Source organism: Sulfitobacter mediterraneus (assembly GCF_003054325.1).
Classification (GTDB): domain Bacteria; phylum Pseudomonadota; class Alphaproteobacteria; order Rhodobacterales; family Rhodobacteraceae; genus Sulfitobacter; species Sulfitobacter mediterraneus.
In genome coordinates this window covers 40,308-58,585 of record NZ_QBKU01000006.1, presented here as the reverse complement: position 1 = coordinate 58,585, position 18,278 = coordinate 40,308, and the positions used below count along the sequence as shown (strand labels likewise).

Genomic DNA, 18,278 nt, shown 5'->3' with positions numbered 1-18,278 from the left:
GTTGTTATCCTGTCACCACTGTTCCGCCATCGACGACCATCATCTGGCCGGTCATCATCCGTGAGGTTTTCGAAGCCAAAAACAGCACCGCGTCCACGATATCCTGCGGTAGCAGCTCCTCTTTCAGGCACTGCCGCTCCAGATGCGCGGCCAGCGCTTCGGGCGTCACCCAGAGATCGCGCTGTTTGTCGGTCATGACCCAACCGGGGGCCAAGGCGTTGACGCGGATCTTGTCGGGGCCAAATTCGCGGGCAAGGCTGCGGCTCATGCCGTTGATGCCCGCGTTGGCCGTCGTGTACGATGGATATCCGGCATTGCCCATCATGTAACTGATCGAGGAAAAGTTGACGATGGCACCGCCGCCCGCCGCACGCATGCCTGCGATTGCCGCCTGACAGGCAAAGAAATAGGCCTTGAGGTTGATCGCCTGAGACCAGTCCCAAAACTCTTCGGTGACGTCCTCGGTGTCGTGGCGTTTGTCATTGGCGGCGTTGTTCACCAAAACCGTCACCGCGCCATGGGCCTCGGCAGCGGTTGAAATAGCCGCTTGTAAGGCGCTGACATCGGTGATGTCGCAGGGAATGAACAGCGGCCGCACCCCGTGTTTGTCCTGCATGTCATCGCAAAACCCGCTGGCATCCGAACGCTGTACAAAGGCGACCTTGGCGCCCTGTTCGATAAAGCCTTCGGTGATCGCGGCACCAATGCCCGCGCCTCCGCCGGTGATGAAAACGGAGGCATCTTTTAGATCGTGAAACGTGGCTGTGGGCATCAATGGCTCTCTCTTGTGACGGGGCGGGTGTCCTTGCCGACGAGGAAATCAAGGTCTGCGCCTTGATCCGCTTGCAGGACATGATCAACATACATCTTTGCGTAGCCGCGTGTGTAATGGGCTGGGTCCGGGGCCCATGCGGCGCGGCGGGTCTCCAGCTCGGCCTCATCGACCAACAGCTCAAGCGCCCCTTCGCGGGCCGACAGGCGGATGCGGTCGCCGGTTTTGACCAGAGCCAACGTGCCACCCGCCTGCGCCTCGGGCGAGATGTGCAAAACCACGGTGCCATAGGCGGTGCCGGACATGCGGGCGTCAGACAGGCGCACCATATCGCGCACACCCTCTTTCACCAGACGTGCCGGGATCAGCATATTGCCCACCTCCGGCATGCCCGGATACCCCTTTGGCCCGCAGCCCTTAAGCACAAGGATCGTGTCCTTTGTCACCGGCAAATCTTCGCGGTCAATGTTGGCTTTGAACTCTTCGATGCTTTCAAACACGTAAGCTTCGGCCTCATGTTCCAGCAAGCTTTCGGTCGCGGCGGAGGGTTTGATAATCGCCCCCTGCGGCGCGAGATTGCCGCGCAGCACCCGCAGACCGGCAGCGGGTTTGAGCGGATTGGACATCGGGCGGATCACATCTTCGTTCCAGCATTCCGCGCCATCGGCATAGACACCGATATCGCCCCCCAGAACGGTACGGGCCGGGCGCATCATCTCGCCCAACTCCTTGAGCACCACGGGCATCCCGCCCGCATAGCAGAAATCTTCCATCAGGTACTGCCCCGATGGCATACAGTTGACAAGCAGGGGCACATCACTGCCCAGTTCAAAATCGTCCAAACTCAAGTCAATGCCGACCCGTCCCGCAATCGCCAGCAGATGCACCACCGCATTGGTGGACCCGCCCACCGCAGCATTGGCCAATATCGCGTTCTCAAAGCTTTCGCGGCTGACCACATCAGAGAGCTTTAACTCTTCCTCGACCATCTCAACGATACGTTTACCCGTCATATGAGCCAGCGCCATGCGGCGGCTGTCGACCGCCGGAAGCGCGGCATTGGTCGGCAGCGACAGACCCATCGCCTCAACAATCGAGGCCATCGTCGATGCGGTGCCCATCGTCATGCACACGCCCTTCGACCGGCTCATCCCGCTTTCGGCGGCCATGAAATCTTGCAAGGTCATCTCGCCCGCGCGGACCGCTTCGGAAAACTTCCACACGTCCGTACCAGACCCAATATCCTTGCCCTGCCATTTGCCATTCAGCATCGGGCCAGAACTGACCACGATGGTCGGCAGATCGACCGAGGCTGCGCCCATCAACTGCCCCGGCGTGGTCTTGTCGCACCCGCCAAGCAGAACTACGCCGTCAATCCCATAGGCGCGGATGGATTCCTCAACATCCATCGCCAGCAGATTGCGAAACAGCATTGCGGTGGGTTTCATCTGGGTCTCGCCCAGCGACATCACCGGGAACTCAACAGGAAAGCCGCCCGCCTCCCAGACGCCGCGCTTCACCCCTTCGGCCAGATCACGCAGGCCGGAATTACACGGCGTGAGCTCGGACCATGTGTTGCAAATCCCAATAACGGGACGGCCATCAAAGACGTGATCCGGAAACCCCTGATTTTTCATCCAGCTGCGGTGAATAAACCCGTCCCGGTCGGCCTTGCCATACCACGCCCGGTTTCTGCGTTTGTCATCTGTCATAACCGTTTTCCTTCGATCACCCACATCCGGTCCGGAAAAGACCACGGCAGGGTGAGACCGTTGTTCATCAAATAGGCGCCCGAAAGCGTGACCGGCCCGTTGCGCAGCGCCGGTGCCCCGCGTGACAGCCGCTCGCGATCATCGCGGTTCCGCAGATTGATCTCGTATTCGGCGGTTGCGTCCAACCCGGTCAGGCGCAGGGGACGTGGCACAATCTGGTTAGGCGCGGCTGCAAGACCGGCAAATGCCACGAAACGGCTGCCATCCTCGGCCATCTGCTTCTCTGCGATCATTGCCGCATCGCCTGTATCAAGGCGCAGGATATCTGCCCGCGCCATCCAATCGCGATTGGCCTTCCACCAGCCCGTGACATCGCGCAGGACATCGGTCTCAAGATCGGTCAATTCGCGCGGGTCCATTTCGAACCCCATGTGCCGCTGGGCCGCGACCCAAGCGCGGAATCTTATGTCATGCTTGCGCCCTGATGTGTGGCAATGAAGCGGGCCGACATGGCTTCCGGTGACGACCATCGGCAGGAACAACGCCGCGTTGTGCTGGATCTTGAGCCGTTCATGCGCGTCGTTACTGTCGGACAGCCAGACCCGTTGCGTGCGCTCCAGAATGCCAAAATCAATGCGCCCGCCGCCCGAGGCGCAGCTTTCAATCTCGACCTCGGGATGGGCTGCGCCCAGCCGATCCAGCAGTGCATAGGTACCGCGGGTTTGCGCGGCATCAGGCGCGGGCAGAACCCGATTGTGATCCCATTTGATATAGTCGATGGGATGCGCCGCCAGCAGGGCGGAGATCCGGTCAAAAAGGTAATCGCGCACCTCGGCCTGTGCCATATCAAGGACCAGTTGCTGCCTGCCGGTGATTTGGGTCTCGGGGCCAAGAACCCAGCTGGGATGGGCGCGGTAGGTGTCGCTGTTAGCGTTGATCATCTCTGGCTCGAACCACAGGCCAAAGGTCATGCCCAGACCCTGGACATGCTCAATCAGCGGCCCCAAACCATCGGGATATTTTCGCGCATCCACCACCCAATCACCAAGTGATGTGGTGTCGTCATCGCGTTTGCCAAACCAACCATCGTCCAGCACGAACCGCTCGGCGCCCAGATTTGCCGCGCGGGCGGCGATGTCTTTTAGGTCCGGCAGTTTGTGATCGAAATAGATCGCTTCCCAGCAGTTGTAATGCACCGGGCGCGGGCGGGCCGGATCGCGAAACCGCACAACCGCATCGCGCAGATGCCTTTGAAACGCGGTGGCGCAGCCGTTGATCCCTTGCGCCGAGAATGTCGCATACAGCGGGGCTGTGGCAAATTCTGTGCCCGGTTCCAATTCGGTGGCTGAGGCATTGCCAAACTGCACCTGTCTGCGGCCATCGGGCAGTTCTTCGGCCACCATCCGGTGCCCGCCGGACCAACCATAATGCAGGGCATAGGCATGGCCTTGAGTGTTGGTTGCGCCAAGGCAAGGCAGGACCAAACCGGGGAAATGTTCATGTCCGCTGCGGCCTGTGCGGCTTTCGCGCATGCGGATGCCAGCGGACCACGGGCTGTGCACCATCTGAAATTCACCGCACCAGCGACCCGCGAAATCAATCATCTCATCGGCCAGTTGAGGTGCGGGCAACACCGGCGCCGCCAGCCACTCGAGGCGCACGGGATGATCGGAGGACAGTTGCGCTTGGCCCGAGATAATATGAGTGGCGACGTTGATGTTGAAGGTCGCAGTATAAGTCAGGCCCATTGCAGGGTCTTTGTAGACCAGAGTCAGCGAATGGGCGTCCTGCAGCGCTTCGGCCAAACGCAGGTCAGGATGGATCACCGACCCCTCCTCGCCGCGCAGCGACAGACCAGCCTGACCGGGAAAGCTGCGTCCGGCATCGGGGCAGATCGACAAGGCAGGCGCCTTATCCAGCATACCGCCGGTCACATCCTGCCTGCCTGCCGCATAGAGCGTTTCGAGGTTTTCACCCACGGGCAGGGATGCGCCCCAATAGATCACTTCGGCCAAACGCCCATCGGCGCAGCCCAAAACAAGGGACTGTCGTCCATCGTCCAACCGCCAGCTTTGGATCATTTCACGGCCCCAAGGGTCAGACCGGCGATAAAGTGTTTTTGCATCAGGAAGAACATCAAGACAGGTGGCATTGCGGCTACGATAGACCCTGCTGATACCAGATGCCATGCCGCAACCCATTGCCCGTTGAGGGAATAAAGACCTGCGGTAATGGGCTGGGTGTCGGCCCCTTGGGTCAGAACGGTTGCCCAGAAATAGTCATTCCAGATGAACGTGAAAATCAGCACTGAAAGCGCGGCAATCGCGGGCTTCATCAGGGGCATGACGACATACCAGAAGATCTTGATTTCGCTCACGCCTTCGACCCGCGCCGCTTCGATCAGGGCATAGGGCATCGCTTTGATAAAGTTGCGCATGAACAGGGTGCAAAACCCGGTTTGAAAGGCGATGTGAAACAGCGCCAGCCCCATGGTGGTGTTGTAAATGCCGAGGTTCAGCGACAGATCGCGCACCGGCACCATCAAAATCTGAAAGGGTACAAAATTACCCGCAACGAACATGAAGAACACCGGCAGATTGGATTTGAAGCGGTACACGCCAAGGGCAAAACCGGTCATGCACGACAGGGCCACCGCGCCGATCACGGTTGGGATCGTCACCTTGAAACTGTTCAGGATGTATTTGCCAATCGGCGTGTTTTCAAAAATTGCAGTGTAATTCTCAAGCAGGTTAAAGGAGGTCGGCCAACCCCAATAGTTGCCCGCCGTGATGTCCCCCGCCGACCGGATCGAGGTCAGCGCAACAGCCAAAAGCGGCAGAAGCCAAACAATCAGCGCAATCGGCAGGGCGATCTTGTAAAACGTCTGACTGGCGGTTGAGGTCTTTTCAATGGGTGTCGGAAACATCTCATAGCCCCCTTTCGTCGCGGTACATTTTGACAAGGAAAGCGGTGATATAGACCATCATGATCAGGAACAGCACCACGGCAATCGCCGCGCCGTAACCCATGCGGAACCCATATTCCGAGAACGCCTGTTCATACATGTAAAATGCCAAAACCCGCGACGATCCCCACGGGCCGCCATCGGTCATAATCGAGATCAGGTCAAAGGACCGCAGCGCCCCGATCACCGTTACAACCATGGCAATAAAGGTTGCCGGTTTCAGTTGCGGCAACACAACATACCACAGCATCTTGAACCCTTTGGCATTGTCCAAACGCGCAGCTTCGATCTGTTCGGGGTCAACCGCGTTGAGGCCCGTGAGATAGAGGATCATGCAATAAGCCGTCTGCGGCCAGAGGCCCGCAGCGATGATGCCGTAGGTGACCCAATCCTCATCCGCCAGAACCGCAATGGGATCAAAGCCAATTGCCTGAAGCGCGATGTTCAATAGGCCAAAGTTGGGGTCGTAAAACCATGAAAAGACAAGGCCGACGACAACCTGAGAAATCACAAAAGGAAAGAAAAACAGCGACTTGTAAATCCGGATGCCGCGCACTGTCTGGTTCAGGAACAGGGCCACAAACAGCCCCGCCGGGATCGCCAGCATATAAAGCACCAGCCAAATCACGTTGTTCTTGAGCGAGGTATAGAACGCATCGTCGTCCATCAGCTCAACATAGTTCGACAGACCGACGTATTCTTTTTCGCCAAGGCCGTCCCAGGCATAAAGCGAGATACTCATTGATTGAAAAATCGGGATGATGACGTAGATGGCGAACATCGCAATGCCCGGCGCGAGAAACAGCCAGGGTGCCAAACGCTGCTGGTTCTTTTTCCAGTAGGTTTTCATGTCATCCTCCCCCAGTGCCGCAGATGGTGCCTGCGCTGCCGCCCGTTCAGGCGGCAGCACGTTGTTTAGACGGCGTCTTTATTTGTAGACCCGGCCCCGGACTTTTTCGAGCCGCTCAAGGATCGCGTCCAGACGCTCTGGCTTGACCATGAACTCTTGGAAACCTTCCATGCCCGCTTTGGCCATTTCGGCTGGCGCGTCGCGGTCAAAGAACTGTGCGATGCCGCCGGTGGTGGAGCTGAGCATTTCATAACCGGCCTGCAGGAACTTGTCGTCCCCCACGGAGGAACCGGAGTTGATCGGCAGCTGGCCCAGTGTATTGTTGATCTGGGTCTGCACATCGGCGCGGGCCAGATACGCGAGGAACTTTTTGGCGTCCTCTTTGTTCTTGGCATTGGCCGGGATGTGGATCGTGTCGGTTGGCGCCTCTTCGGCCAGCGGCACATCGGGGTTGATCACCGGGAATTGGAAGAACCCGATCTGATCGTCGGTCAGACCCGCTTCGCGCAGGGGTGCGACGGCAAAGTTGCCCATCACATACATCGCAGCGTCACCCTGAACCATCGGCGCCAAGGCCTCCTGCCAGGAATAGGCGGCGTGGTTTTCGAGGAAGAAACCGGCGTCGATCAGTTCTTTCCAGTTGGCCATGGTGGCGCGGACGCGATCATCGGTCCAAGCCACTTCGCCCTTGGTCAGGGCCATGTGGAAGTCATAGCCGTTGGTGCGCAGGTTCAGATAGTCAAACACGCCGCCAGCGGTCCAAAGGTATTTGGTGCCGATGGTGATCGGTGTGATGCCCGCCGCCGTCAACGTTGCGCCCGCCGCCTTGAATTCGTCCCAGTTGGTGGGCACGGCGATGTTGTTCGCCTCAAACAGGTCTTTGCGGTAGTAAACGCCCCACTGGTAATAGGTGTAAGGCACGCCCCAGATCTTGCCATCAATGGTCATCGACCCTTTGGCGGAGGCCAGACTTTCGTTCAGCCCATGTTCGGCCCAAACATCGTCAACCGGCTCAAACAGGCCGGCGTTCACGTATGGCAACATCCGGTTGCCCGCATACCAGTTCGCCAGATCTGGTGCATCGGCGGTCAGGAAGTTGCGGATCGAGGTTTTGTAACCCTCGTGATCAAACAAGTTCCACGTCACTTTGACGTCCGGATTTTCTGCTTCAAAGCCTGCGATCAACGCCTCGAACGCGGCCTTTGGCGCGGGGTCTGATGTGTCGGTGTTGATCACCAGCTCACCGGCAAAAAGCGATGAGGCAAGCAATGTCGAAGTTGCCACAGCGGCGGCAAGAGTTTTGGTGCGATGGAACATGGTTTCCTCCCTAAGGTCCCAGGTCTTTCCCTGTTGACGGTTGGTTCCAAATAATGAAACCCTAATCTCAACTATTGAAAACACTGCGCTGATCGGCTATCCATGTCAACAGTTTCATGGGGTCGCGCCCTTTGAAGCGGGAGGGGAATTTGACGTGAACAAGCCGGTTCAAAACGACGGAACAGTCGGAAAAGCTTTGGAAATTCTGGACATGGTGGCAGAGATCGGCCGCCCCGTCCGGTTTTCCGAACTGCTGGCGCAAAGCGTTCATCCCAAAGCCACGCTCTATCGCTTTCTGCAAACGCTGACGAATCAACACATGCTGTCTTATGACCCCGAGGACGGGACATATTCGCTTGGCCTGCGCCTGATGCGGCTGGCTCATACGGCATGGAAGAACGCCTCGCTTGCCCCGATTGCACGGCCCTTTGTCGAAGAACTGGCGGCACTGGTTGGCGAAACGGTCCACCTTGCGCAGATCGACAATGGTCAGGTGCTGTTCGTCGACAAGCTAGAGGCGACGGACCGCTTTGAAACCCTCGCCGAAGCGGGCAAGGTTGCGCCCGCCTATTGCACAGGTGTGGGCAAGGCGATGCTGGCCTTTATGGCACCCAAACGCCTGCAACTGGCGCTGCATCAACAGGCCTATTTTCAATACACCCCTGCCACCCATTGCACCGCCGAGAGCCTCGCGATCGAGCTTGAAGCGATCCGCGAGGCGGGTATCGCCTTTGACCGGCAGGAACATGAACAGGGCATCATCTCAATCGCTGCGCCAGTGCTGACCACCAATGGCCGGGTCATTGGGGCGCTGTCGATTGCCACATCTACAACCCGCCATACGCTTGAAGGGTTGGACGCATTCCGTGCGCCGCTTTTGCAAGCTGCTGAAAACATCGGGGCCGAGGCGACGTCTTGGCAATTCCCGTCCTAACAACCGCGAAGGAATACTGAAATGTCCGGTGTTACACTTACCAAGGCCGTCAAAAAGTATGGTGATGTTCAGGTCATCCATGGCGTCGATCTTGAGATCAACGAAGGTGAGTTCTGCGTTTTCGTCGGCCCGTCAGGGTGTGGCAAATCCACTTTGCTGCGGATGATTGCGGGATTGGAAGAAACCACGGACGGCCAGATCCATATTGGTGGCCGTGATGTGACCCATGATGATCCCTCTGATCGGGGCATCGCGATGGTGTTCCAAACCTATGCGCTTTACCCGCATATGACGGTCAAAGAGAACATGGGCTTTGGGCTTAAGATGAACAACGTGCCCAAGGCGGAGATCGAGAAAAAGGTTGCCGAAGCCAGCCGGATTTTGCAGCTGGATGATTATCTGGGCCGCAAGCCCAAGGCCCTTTCCGGTGGACAACGCCAGCGGGTTGCCATTGGCCGCGCCATTGTGCGCGGACCCGAAGTGTTCTTGTTCGACGAACCCCTGTCCAACCTTGATGCCGAGTTGCGCGTTGATATGCGTGTCGAGATCAGCCGCCTGCACAACAAGATCGGTGCGACGATGATCTATGTGACCCATGATCAGGTTGAGGCGATGACCCTTGCTGACAAAATTGTTGTGCTGCGGGCCGGGCGCATTGAACAGGTCGGCAGCCCGATGGAGCTCTATCAAAACCCAGATAACAAGTTCGTCGCGGGGTTCATCGGATCGCCCAGCATGAATTTTGTGAACGGTATCGTCGAGGGCGGCAAAGTGCGCATTCCTGCGTTGAGCGATGCCGTAATCGCTGCGTCGGTGGCTTTGCCAACTGAGGGCAGCAGCATCACCGTGGGCCTGCGCCCGCAGGATCTGTCGATCAGGCCGGCAAGCTCCCCGATCACGGTGGATATTTCAGAGCAACTGGGCGGGGTGGCCTATGATTATCTCAACACCCCGACTTCAGAGCGGATCGTGGTCGAGACAAAGGGGGATGAACTGATCAAATCGGGCACCTCAGTCGACGTGGTTCTTGACCCGGACACGGCCTATTTCTTTGATGCCAAAACCGAGGCGCGGCTGCGTTAACATCAGATTGCCGGGTCAACCCGATCCATAAAGGCACGAAAGCTATCCAGATGTTCGGGATCTTCTAGCTGATTGGGCAGCTTGGCAAAGATCACCCGCATATGACGGGCGCAGAGGGGATCGGCGTGGATATACTTCCACGGCACGCCAAAGCTGGCCTCCAGAAGATCCCCAAACTCCAGCGCTTTGGTTTTCACCGGTCCGTCCTGCACGGGGCGCAACCCGCCTTTGTGATTGGCGGCTGCGACACAGGCCGAGTGCAGCCAGTTCAAACAGTTGATCGCGGTGAACGGGTCATTGACCCCCGGTGACATGGCGCGGGCAATCATCTCGACCAGTTGATCAACAATGAACATCAGGTTTTGACTTTCTGTCGGGCTGTGGCCAAGCGCGAAACAGGAGGTCAATTCCTCCTTCGCCTCATCGGGAACCTGAGGCCCCCAAATCCGCAAAACCACCGTATCTTCGGTCACAAATTCGCCAACCGGCAGGGGCACGTCGATGAACAGGTCATGATCCTGCGCCAGATTGCGCAGCTGTTCCTTGTTCATCGTTTGAATATACCCAGATTGCCCCAAAGTGACGGTCATGGCCGGATCACCTGTGGGCTGGGTCGGTGTGGTTGAAGGATCACGGTCCGATTGCGTGTCGATCAAGGTTTTGATGTCCGCGACCAGCCGTTTTCCCAAACCCGCGGTGATGTTGGAGACGTTGATCGTTTCGGGAATGTGGTGCACGAAATAGACTACCGTAAAGACCGACACGAAGGTCAGCCCAAGTGCGATCAGGATCGACAGATAGGGCACAAACAGGGCGGTGGACAGATCTGCATCCGCGCCCGTCGGGCTTTGGATCGCGCGGGTGATCAGCAGGGCATAGACAAAGGTCGCGACGAGAATGCCCAAGCTCCATTGATTGCCGCGATCCCGCATGAAATTCCCAATCAGCCGCGGCCCAAAATTGCCCGAGGCAAAGGACACCGCCACGATGGTCATTGAGAACATCACCCCGGCGACCCCAAAAACCGATTGTGAGATAATCGACATCAAGGAACGCGCGCCGTCCACTTGGGTATCGCGCAGACCCTTGGGAAGATCGAAGGGCAGGAAATCGGGGTGCTGATCCAGATACAAGGTGCCCTGCGCCAGCAACGCGGCAAGACAAACCAGAGATCCCGGCAAAAACCAATAGCTGGCGCGGACGTTTTGGATCAGCTTGGATACAAGGGCGCGTTTGCTCATTTGAGGCCGCAACACTGGTAAGGTTTGGGGGCCATATTCGGATCTTTCCTTGATCAGCCTGCGCGGGTTAACGCACGATTGACCCGTCTGGTTCCATGTGATGTCACAAAATTGGTCGTGCCGGCAGTTTTTCGGTGTCTGTTTCGGCAATATCGGCCAGCGCTTCCAGATTGTTGACCTGCAATTCGCCGTCTGACCAAGCCGCCAATTGCCGGTCGCGCAACACCGCCAGCGTTTTGTTGGTGTGCACAAGCGAAAGCCCCAGTGCATCGGCTAAATCCTGTTGCCGAAAGGGCAGGGGCATCACGCCGTTGCGCACCAACCCCAGCGCACGACCCCGCAGGAACACGCGCACCAGCGCCCACGCGATGGCTTGGATTGCGCTGCGCTGCCCGACGGAAGACAGCGCCTCGCCCAGAAAGTGTTCCTCGCTTGCGGCCAGCCATGTCAGATCGAACGCACGTTCAGGGTGGGATTTAAACAGGTTCCAGATGCCCGACCGGTCAAACACACACAAGGTCATCTGGGTGGTTGCCTCAACCGAATGCCCCATCTCGCCCATGATCCCTGCCTGCATCCCGATAAAATCGCCCGGAAAAACAAAGCTCAGCACCTGACGGCGGCCATTTTGCAAGGTATTGTATCTTATGCCCATACCCCTCAGCGCAGTGAACAGCTGCGGGCTGTTGGACCCTTCCATCAAGATGGGCGCGCCCGGATCAACGACAAGTTCGCCAACCTTGAACTTTTGCATAAAGCGGACCTCGTCCGGTGACAGGTCTTGAAAAAGCGGTTTTTGACGTAGCGGGCAATTCTCGCACTTCTGGGCCATTTAATGTCTGCTCCTATGTCATAGTTTAATGCGGTGTGTTTTTGCGGCGGTATGCTGGTGCTTCACTTTGGGGAAAAGCACATGCGCAGAAAAGTTGTCATCGTTCTGGATGATGTCGTCGTGGCGCTGGATCTTGCACAAACGTTGCAGGATTTGGATCCCAGTGCGGATGTCGTCACCTTTCGGTCGGCGGCGGTCGCCAGAGAGGCGGTGAAAGACTACGGCAAGGCATCGTTGATAATTTGGCAGCCGAGGTCCGATCCGCCGGAGGACGATAGCGCCGCTTTGGTCCAATGTGACCTCGCGGAGCGCAGCATATTGTTAAGCGATGCTGCGGAGGCTGTTTATGATGCCGCGCCGCATGTTGTGGTGTTGCCGCGCCCTTTTTCTGCGGAAATGGTGGAAAAGGCCGTTTCGCGGCTTAGCGCCGATCACTAGAGGCGCCGGCTTGCAATCCAAACAAAAAGGCCTGCAAAAGTGGCGGCGCATCAGCAGATGCCGGGGCCGCCTTGGGATCAGGTTCTGGTGCGGAGTGTTGTTCCGGCTCGTCTGATCCGGCCAGTCCAACCAAAAGCAAACCGATGCCCGCATAGGCCGCGCCGATCACAGAGGCTGCGATCAGCGTGTCATAGGCGGTTGCCAGAAAGATCCAGGCAGCGCCGGTCAAGAAACCGGCCCCGACCAGAACGCACAGGGCGCCCGCGCTGACCATCCCGGCCTTGCGCGCGGCCCGTGCCGCGGAATGTTTGACCTTGCTGAGCATGTTAGCGGCGCGTGCTCATCAAACCGACGAGAAAGCCAACCCCAGCGGCGATACCCAGCGCGGTGGCCGGTTGCGATTTCACAAAATCGTTGGCCTGCCCCTGCACGTCACGGGCATGACCGCCCAGCATATCTGCGGTTTCGATACCTTTTTTGCGGGCGGTTTCAACCTGCTGTGCTGCGGCATCGGCAAGCTGGGCTTTCTTGGCTTTTCCCATGTCGGCCATAGTGCTTGTCAGATCGCTCAGATCCTTGCGGAGGGTTTCGATCTGATCTGTCAGGTCTTGGACGGAAACGTCCTTTGTGGAACCGTTGGTGCTGGCGCGTGCCATAAAGTCACTCCTTATCGTTTGGTTATTCGTCTCTGACCAACAAACAGCTGGCTGCGCAAAAGGTTCCAAAAAACATTGATCAAGATTCTTTGGAACTTGTCCAAGGGGCCGCCCGTTGGTGTCTCAGATCAGCGCCACGTTGCGGCGCACCAACACAAACGAAAGGACCATGACATGCTTTCTTGGGCAGTTATATTTTTTGTGGTCGCCATCATTGCGGCCATCTTTGGATTTGGCGGAATTGCAAGCGCATCGGCAGGCATCGCGCAGATCCTGTTCCTGATCTTTCTGGCGCTTTTTGCCGCGACCATGATCGCGCGGGCGTTTAAAGACTCTTCCGGATAGAGCTTGAGCGATCCAGAGGATGAACCCAAAAACGAAAAACCCCGCCTGAGCGACAGGCGGGGTTTTCTTGTTGCGCTGGCAGTCAGATCAGCGCTTGAGCGTTTCCGTGGAGGCAAAGAACATGGCCTGGCTGACCGCGGACTGCACCTGATCTTCTTTGTAGGGCTTGGCGATCAGAAACGCGGGTTCTGGCCGGTCGCCTGTCAAAAGCCGCTCTGGGAAAGCAGTGATAAAGATCACAGGCGTATCGCCCAGTTCGGCCAGCAGATCATTAACCGCATCAATGCCGGACGAATTGTCGGCCAACTGAATATCAGCAAGGATCAAATCAGGCTTGTCGCCCTTGCCCTTGGCAACCGCATCCGCGCGGGTACGGCCCACGCCGGTGACGGTGTGCCCAAGATCACTGACAATTGCACTCAGGTCGGCAGCGATGATCGGTTCGTCCTCGATAATCAGGATACGGCCGGACACGCTGTTTTCCATGTCGGTGCGGGCGGTTGCAATCAGATGCTGCGCCTCTTCATCGCTGACGGTCATGATCGTGGCAACCTGTGCGATGGTGAACTCCTCGACAGTGGACAACAGCAAAGCTTCTCGGGTGTTGGGCGCAAGGGACGCCAGATGCGCCTGTGCCTTGCCAAGTGCCCCCGCACCATCTTCGACCACCGGCGCACCGGAACTGGACCAGATGGCGTGAAAACATTTGAACAGACCAACCTTGGTTGTCATATCGCCCTGAATGATGGAACGGTCTTCCAAAATCGCCTCAAGCGTGGCGATTGCATAATTGTCCCCACTGGTCTGAGATCCCGTCAGCGCCCGCGCATATCTTCGGAGATAAGGAAGTTCCCGTGCGATCTGATCAGAAAGGTCCACAGTGTCTTGTGTATCCGACATTCTTTTTTGCCTTTTTTCAATTTGTTTCGGAACCAAACGCGGTGATCATGCGTTCGGTTCCGTTGGGTGATGAGTTTTTTCGAAAAAAAGAGACCGAGAAGCAATGACAGATAACAAATCAAAAGACGATGAGCGCATAGCAGACTTGATCGATCAGAACCTCAAGATGGTCTATTCCGACCTTGTTCAGGAACAGCTTCCTGATCGGTTCAAAGATCTGCTTGATGTTCTCAAAGCGCAGGATGCTGAGCAGAAGGGCAACAGTTAATGTCCGAAGATCCAAGAAATGAGTTGGTCGAGCATTTGCCGGCCCTGCGTGCCTTTGCGTTGAGTTTGACACGCAACGGGGCGACCGCTGATGACATGGTGCAAGATACCGTCGTCAAAGCCTGGACCAATATTGATAAGTTCAAGCCCGGCACCAAGATGCGAGCCTGGTTATTCACCATTCTGCGCAACACCTATTATTCCAGCCGCCGCAAGCTGAACCGCGAGGTCGCGGATGTCGATGGTGTGTTCACAGCGACCCTATCGGTCAAGCCGGAACACGATGGCCGGATGCAGCTGAGCGATTTTAAACAAGCGTTTGAATTGCTGCCCGATGAACAACGCGAGGCGCTGATCCTTGTGGGGGCATCCGGATTTTCCTACGAGGAAGCCGCAGACATGTGCGGTGTGGCTGTCGGCACCGTCAAAAGCCGGGCAAACCGTGGCCGCGCCAAGCTGACGGAACTTTTGCATCTGGACGAAGAGGGCCCCATGGAGCTGACTGACCGCGCCACTATGGCCGTGATTTCCGGCGCAGGTACAGTTCCGCAGTGACGCTGAAAGAAGATCAATCCCCGCGCTGGTACAAGAGCCTGCGGTTCCGGATGGCAGTGATGATGTCATTGGCAATCCTGCCAATTGGCATGATCGCAGTCAGCCAGACCCGAAGCGTGACAGAACAAGCGCAGCAAAACTCGGAATTGGCTCTGCTGGGTTTGACAGAGCAGGCAGCGGCAGAAGAGCGTATCGTCATCCAGCGGGCATTCGGTCTCGCCTCTGGTGTGGGCGCGTTTCTGCCGCAAATGTTGGAAAACCCGGCGGCCTGTTCCAAACGTCTGGCAAAGGTTCTGGAAAACGCCGGCATATTTAACTTCATTGGCTATGTGCCGATCTCCGGCAAGATGACCTGCTCATCCACCGGGGTCGAACTGGATTATGCCAACGCGCCCGGGTTCGCCGAAGCCGTCGAGGCAGAGACACCCCGCATCGAGGTGAGCATTGACGGACCAAACGGGGAAGGATCGGTGATCAACATTTCCCAACCGGTCTTTGAAGAAGACGACTTGACCGGATTTGTCACAGTCTCGGTTCCCCATTCGATCCTTAATGCACTCGGGGACGATAGTGAAAACGAAGCGCTTCTAGATCTACTGACCTTCAACGAAAACGGCGAAATTCTAAGTTCCCGCAATGGCGCCGACGCGGCTGTTGCGAACCTGCCGCTGGGCACCAATCTGGCCGAATTCACCACCGTAGCGGCACGCACATTTTCGCGTCAAAGCGTCTATGGCGAAGATCGTATCTATGCGGTTGTGCCGATTGAAACGGGCAAGATCTTTGCATTGGGTGTCTGGGACAAAGACAACGGTGTTTCCGGCCAGATCAGCAAGATCCTACCGACCAGCCTGTTTCCGGCACTCATGTGGATGATCAGCCTCGCGGTGGCGCTTTTTGCGGTTCATCGGCTGGTCTCCCGCCATATCCGCAGTGTCGGCGCGCAGATGATGCGCTTTGCCGATAATCGCACATTGCTGACCGACGAGCGTACCCGCGAGATGCCAAGCGAGCTGCAAAACATCCAAAATTCGTTTCTTGTTATGGCCCACTCGATCCTGCGCGACGAGGCCGAACTGGAAGATTCTGTGCGGCAAAAAAATGTGCTGCTCAAAGAGGTGCATCACCGGGTCAAAAACAATCTGCAACTGATCTCGTCGATCCTGAATATGCAGATCCGTGAGGCGCAGCATGACGATACAAAACGCATTCTGCGCCGCATGCAGGACCGCGTTTTGAGTTTGGCCACCATTCACCGCGATCTTTATCAAACCAGCAGCGGCGGGTTGGTCAACGTGGGTGAACTGGTGCGGGAAATTATCGAAAGATCGGTGGAGGTCGGGACGGACACTGCCAAAAACATCGCCGTTGATGTGCAGGTCGAAGATGTCATGCTTTACCCAGATCAGGCGGTGCCGATGTCGCTTTTGGCTTCGGAGGCTGCGACCAACGCGATGAAATACGTGGGTGCCTCCGAAAACGGGGACAACCGGATGTCGGTGACTTTTACCCGTGATGCACAGGACAAATGCCGCTTTGTTTTGGTGAACTCTTTGAGCAATGAGGTCGCACCCGAAAGCACCGGCATGGGGTCGAAACTTATCACCGCCTTTGCGATTCAGTTGGGCGCTGACATCGACGTGCAGCGCGATCACAATCAGTACCAGATGACAGTGAGTTTTGACGCCGCAACCTTTGAATTGGAACCGGGCGATTTTTAGGGTCAAGACCCATTAATTTTGCGCCGCTGGCGTCCAAACCTCGAAAATTCAGTGGTTTGAGACGTGCAGCAGCTAACGGGTTAACTGCAAATGGCTCACGCCGCTGAAATGAAGAGGTTTGGTCGTCTGAAAGATTTGGCGGGTTTTCCCTGTGAGCTGCGTTACATCTGCTTGAAATTCAACAAGAGTTCCTGCGCAGAGGTGCCTAGCCACAGTAAAAACCTGCCAAACCAGCGACGTAAAATTAATGGGTCCTGACCCTAAGCCGCCCAGTTTCCTCAAACGCCGCTTCGACTTGCAGAACTATGATGAACCCTCAAAGCTTACTCTGATCGGGGTTGGTGCGGATCAAATTTGGGATGCCATCCGAAATGGGCTGTCCCAAGGCGCGTTCTGTGATCGTGATCATCCAGATCAGTAGCGGGATCGCGATCACGCCGCCAATTGGCCCCCAAAGCCATAGCCAGAACACCAGCGACACAAACACCAAGAGCGTGTTGACCGACATGCGTTTGCCAACCATCGCAGGGGTCACAAATTGCCCCTCAACGGCGTTCATCGACAGATAAATCGCTGCGGGCGCAAAGCTGGCTGCGCCGTTGAACACCACCATCCCTGCCACCAAAAGTGTCGCCCCCAAGGCAAGCGGGCCAAGGTAGAGGATGTAGTTCAGAAAGAACGCAGAGACACCCCAGAACACCGCGCCGGGCATGCCGATCAACTGCATCACCACGGCAATGGCCACGCCAAACGATCCGTTGATTGCCGTAATGGTCAGGAAATACCGGGAGACCTGCCGTTCGGCGTGCAAAAAATCGTCTCGGCTCAGCGATGGAACAGAGGCACCGACCCAGCGGTAAATTTCTGTCCGGGTCAGCAAAAAGAAATACAGGACGCCGACAAACATCATCAATTGGGCAAGAAACTGTGGCGCATAAAACAGAGCGTCCGTGATTGAGGGTACATCTATGCCTTCGGCAGGGGGCTGGGCCTGTTCGCCTTTGGGATCGACGGCCGCGACAACGTCTTCGGCGATTTCATCCAAGCCAAGGATCATCGCCCTGATCCCCTCAATTGTTGTGCGCAACTCGACCCAGATAACGGGTGCACGCGCGATGGCCTCTGCGACGTAGGGTTCCAGCAGCAGGACAAGGCAGACGACAGCAATCATCGTGATCGCAACCGTGGCAAACGCAGACAATGACGGGCGAAGGCCGATGCGTTCCCAAAACCGGACAAGCGGCGAAAGGACGATACCCAGGATGAGTGCAGACAGCACAGGGGCAAAGAAATCTTGGGCGTATTCCAATGTGGCAAAGGCCGTCACAACGCCCATCCCCAAAATAGCGAGGCGTGTCATCAGCGTGCTGGTCATATGTCTGGGCTTTCGTTTTGGCGCGGCGAAATTAGATATGCGGCGGGAATGCCTGCACCAGCGGCACGTCGGGACATGCATGGTTTGAGATCCCAGACCAGCGGTAGACTGGGCAATTCAGAAACGAGGTGCCGGGCCGGGATCTCCGACGATAACGCAGGGCGGCAGGTTCGGTTCCGGCTTGGCCGCATTTTTCTTGGCTGCAAGCCAGAATACCTGGGCGTTTTCAGTCAAAGCGCTATTGAAGCTTTGCAGTGGTCAAGCCGGCGCTTCATCCTCGCCTTGGCTTAGGGTCAGGACCCATTAATTTTGCGC

The 18,278-nt window shown here is 57.0% G+C and carries 19 protein-coding genes; 7 read left to right on the top strand and 12 right to left on the bottom strand.

The window, feature by feature from the left end:
* Window positions 1-4: 4 nt before the first annotated feature.
* The 6 genes from C8N31_RS11110 to C8N31_RS11085 all read right to left on the bottom strand — a co-directional run bounded on the left by C8N31_RS11110 (window position 5) and on the right by C8N31_RS11085 (window position 7,616).
* Window positions 5-772, bottom strand: coding sequence for an SDR family NAD(P)-dependent oxidoreductase (locus C8N31_RS11110; protein ID WP_025049715.1), 768 nt, complete (start codon window positions 770-772; stop codon window positions 5-7).
* Window positions 772-2,484: an IlvD/Edd family dehydratase gene (locus C8N31_RS11105; RefSeq protein ID WP_025049716.1), complete on the bottom strand. Its 1,713-nt coding sequence runs from the start codon at window positions 2,482-2,484 to the stop codon at window positions 772-774. The genes C8N31_RS11110 and C8N31_RS11105 overlap by 1 nt, the downstream gene beginning before the upstream one ends.
* On the bottom strand, window positions 2,481-4,565 hold the full coding sequence (locus tag C8N31_RS11100; RefSeq protein ID WP_025049717.1) for an alpha-galactosidase: 2,085 nt from the start codon (window positions 4,563-4,565) through the stop codon (window positions 2,481-2,483). The genes C8N31_RS11105 and C8N31_RS11100 overlap by 4 nt, the downstream gene beginning before the upstream one ends.
* The gene (locus C8N31_RS11095; protein ID WP_025049718.1) at window positions 4,562-5,410 is read right to left on the bottom strand and encodes a carbohydrate ABC transporter permease; all 849 of its coding nucleotides are present in this window, start codon (window positions 5,408-5,410) and stop codon (window positions 4,562-4,564) included. Before C8N31_RS11095 ends, C8N31_RS11100 begins: the two co-directional genes overlap by 4 nt.
* A 1-nt stretch (window position 5,411) precedes the next feature.
* The gene (locus C8N31_RS11090) at window positions 5,412-6,299 is read right to left on the bottom strand and encodes a carbohydrate ABC transporter permease (RefSeq protein WP_025049719.1); all 888 of its coding nucleotides are present in this window, start codon (window positions 6,297-6,299) and stop codon (window positions 5,412-5,414) included.
* A 78-nt stretch (window positions 6,300-6,377) separates the two neighbouring features.
* The gene (locus C8N31_RS11085) at window positions 6,378-7,616 is read right to left on the bottom strand and encodes an ABC transporter substrate-binding protein (protein WP_025049720.1); all 1,239 of its coding nucleotides are present in this window, start codon (window positions 7,614-7,616) and stop codon (window positions 6,378-6,380) included.
* Between the two features lie 154 nt (window positions 7,617-7,770).
* Between C8N31_RS11085 and C8N31_RS11080 the strand changes: the two genes are divergently transcribed.
* On the top strand, window positions 7,771-8,550 hold the full coding sequence (locus C8N31_RS11080; RefSeq protein ID WP_025049721.1) for an IclR family transcriptional regulator: 780 nt from the start codon (window positions 7,771-7,773) through the stop codon (window positions 8,548-8,550).
* Between the two features lie 21 nt (window positions 8,551-8,571).
* On the top strand, window positions 8,572-9,633 hold the full coding sequence (locus C8N31_RS11075; protein WP_025049722.1) for an ABC transporter ATP-binding protein: 1,062 nt from the start codon (window positions 8,572-8,574) through the stop codon (window positions 9,631-9,633).
* Between the two features lie 2 nt (window positions 9,634-9,635).
* Here the strand turns inward: C8N31_RS11075 and C8N31_RS11070 are convergent, their stop codons facing one another.
* Both C8N31_RS11070 and C8N31_RS11065 read right to left on the bottom strand, forming a co-directional pair.
* Window positions 9,636-10,874 carry a DUF2254 domain-containing protein gene (locus tag C8N31_RS11070; protein WP_025049723.1) on the bottom strand — a complete coding sequence of 413 codons (1,239 nt, stop codon included), beginning with the start codon at window positions 10,872-10,874 and terminating at the stop codon, window positions 9,636-9,638.
* A gap of 103 nt (window positions 10,875-10,977) precedes the next feature.
* Complete coding sequence (locus C8N31_RS11065) at window positions 10,978-11,706, bottom strand: Crp/Fnr family transcriptional regulator (RefSeq protein ID WP_025049724.1); 729 nt, start codon at window positions 11,704-11,706, stop codon at window positions 10,978-10,980.
* A gap of 81 nt (window positions 11,707-11,787) precedes the next feature.
* Here C8N31_RS11065 and C8N31_RS11060 point away from each other — a divergent pair, with 81 nt between their 5' ends.
* On the top strand, window positions 11,788-12,144 hold the full coding sequence (locus C8N31_RS11060) for a hypothetical protein (RefSeq protein ID WP_037918909.1): 357 nt from the start codon (window positions 11,788-11,790) through the stop codon (window positions 12,142-12,144).
* Here C8N31_RS11060 and C8N31_RS11055 read toward each other — a convergent pair.
* Both C8N31_RS11055 and C8N31_RS11050 read right to left on the bottom strand, forming a co-directional pair.
* Entirely contained in the window at window positions 12,128-12,469 is a 342-nt protein-coding gene (locus C8N31_RS11055) for a phage holin family protein (RefSeq protein ID WP_025049726.1), read from the bottom strand. The genes C8N31_RS11060 and C8N31_RS11055 overlap by 17 nt on opposite strands.
* Window position 12,470: 1 nt before the next feature.
* Complete coding sequence (locus C8N31_RS11050) at window positions 12,471-12,800, bottom strand: ElaB/YgaM/YqjD family protein (protein ID WP_025049727.1); 330 nt, start codon at window positions 12,798-12,800, stop codon at window positions 12,471-12,473.
* 174 nt (window positions 12,801-12,974) lie between these two features.
* Between C8N31_RS11050 and C8N31_RS11045 the strand changes: the two genes are divergently transcribed.
* Window positions 12,975-13,145, top strand: coding sequence for a DUF1328 domain-containing protein (locus tag C8N31_RS11045; RefSeq protein ID WP_025049728.1), 171 nt, complete (start codon window positions 12,975-12,977; stop codon window positions 13,143-13,145).
* Between the two features lie 87 nt (window positions 13,146-13,232).
* On the opposite strand, the gene C8N31_RS11040 is transcribed toward C8N31_RS11045, so the two are convergent.
* A complete protein-coding gene (locus tag C8N31_RS11040; RefSeq protein WP_025049729.1) occupies window positions 13,233-14,045 on the bottom strand; it encodes a response regulator in 813 nt (270 codons plus the stop codon).
* 103 nt (window positions 14,046-14,148) lie between these two features.
* On the opposite strand from C8N31_RS11040, the gene C8N31_RS20360 reads away from it, so the two are divergent.
* Genes C8N31_RS20360 through C8N31_RS11030 form a run of 3 tightly spaced genes read left to right on the top strand, consistent with a single transcriptional unit; the run spans window position 14,149 to window position 16,588 of the window.
* Entirely contained in the window at window positions 14,149-14,313 is a 165-nt protein-coding gene (locus C8N31_RS20360) for a NepR family anti-sigma factor (RefSeq protein WP_160168848.1), read from the top strand.
* Window positions 14,313-14,867, top strand: coding sequence for an RNA polymerase sigma factor (locus tag C8N31_RS11035; RefSeq protein WP_025049730.1), 555 nt, complete (start codon window positions 14,313-14,315; stop codon window positions 14,865-14,867). Before C8N31_RS20360 ends, C8N31_RS11035 begins: the two co-directional genes overlap by 1 nt.
* Entirely contained in the window at window positions 14,864-16,588 is a 1,725-nt protein-coding gene (locus C8N31_RS11030; RefSeq protein WP_025049731.1) for a sensor histidine kinase, read from the top strand. Before C8N31_RS11035 ends, C8N31_RS11030 begins: the two co-directional genes overlap by 4 nt.
* Window positions 16,589-16,904: 316 nt before the next feature.
* On the opposite strand, the gene C8N31_RS11025 is transcribed toward C8N31_RS11030, so the two are convergent.
* Window positions 16,905-17,963, bottom strand: a complete 1,059-nt coding sequence (locus C8N31_RS11025) for an AI-2E family transporter (protein ID WP_025049732.1) — start codon at window positions 17,961-17,963, stop codon at window positions 16,905-16,907.
* Window positions 17,964-18,278 lie beyond the last annotated feature (315 nt).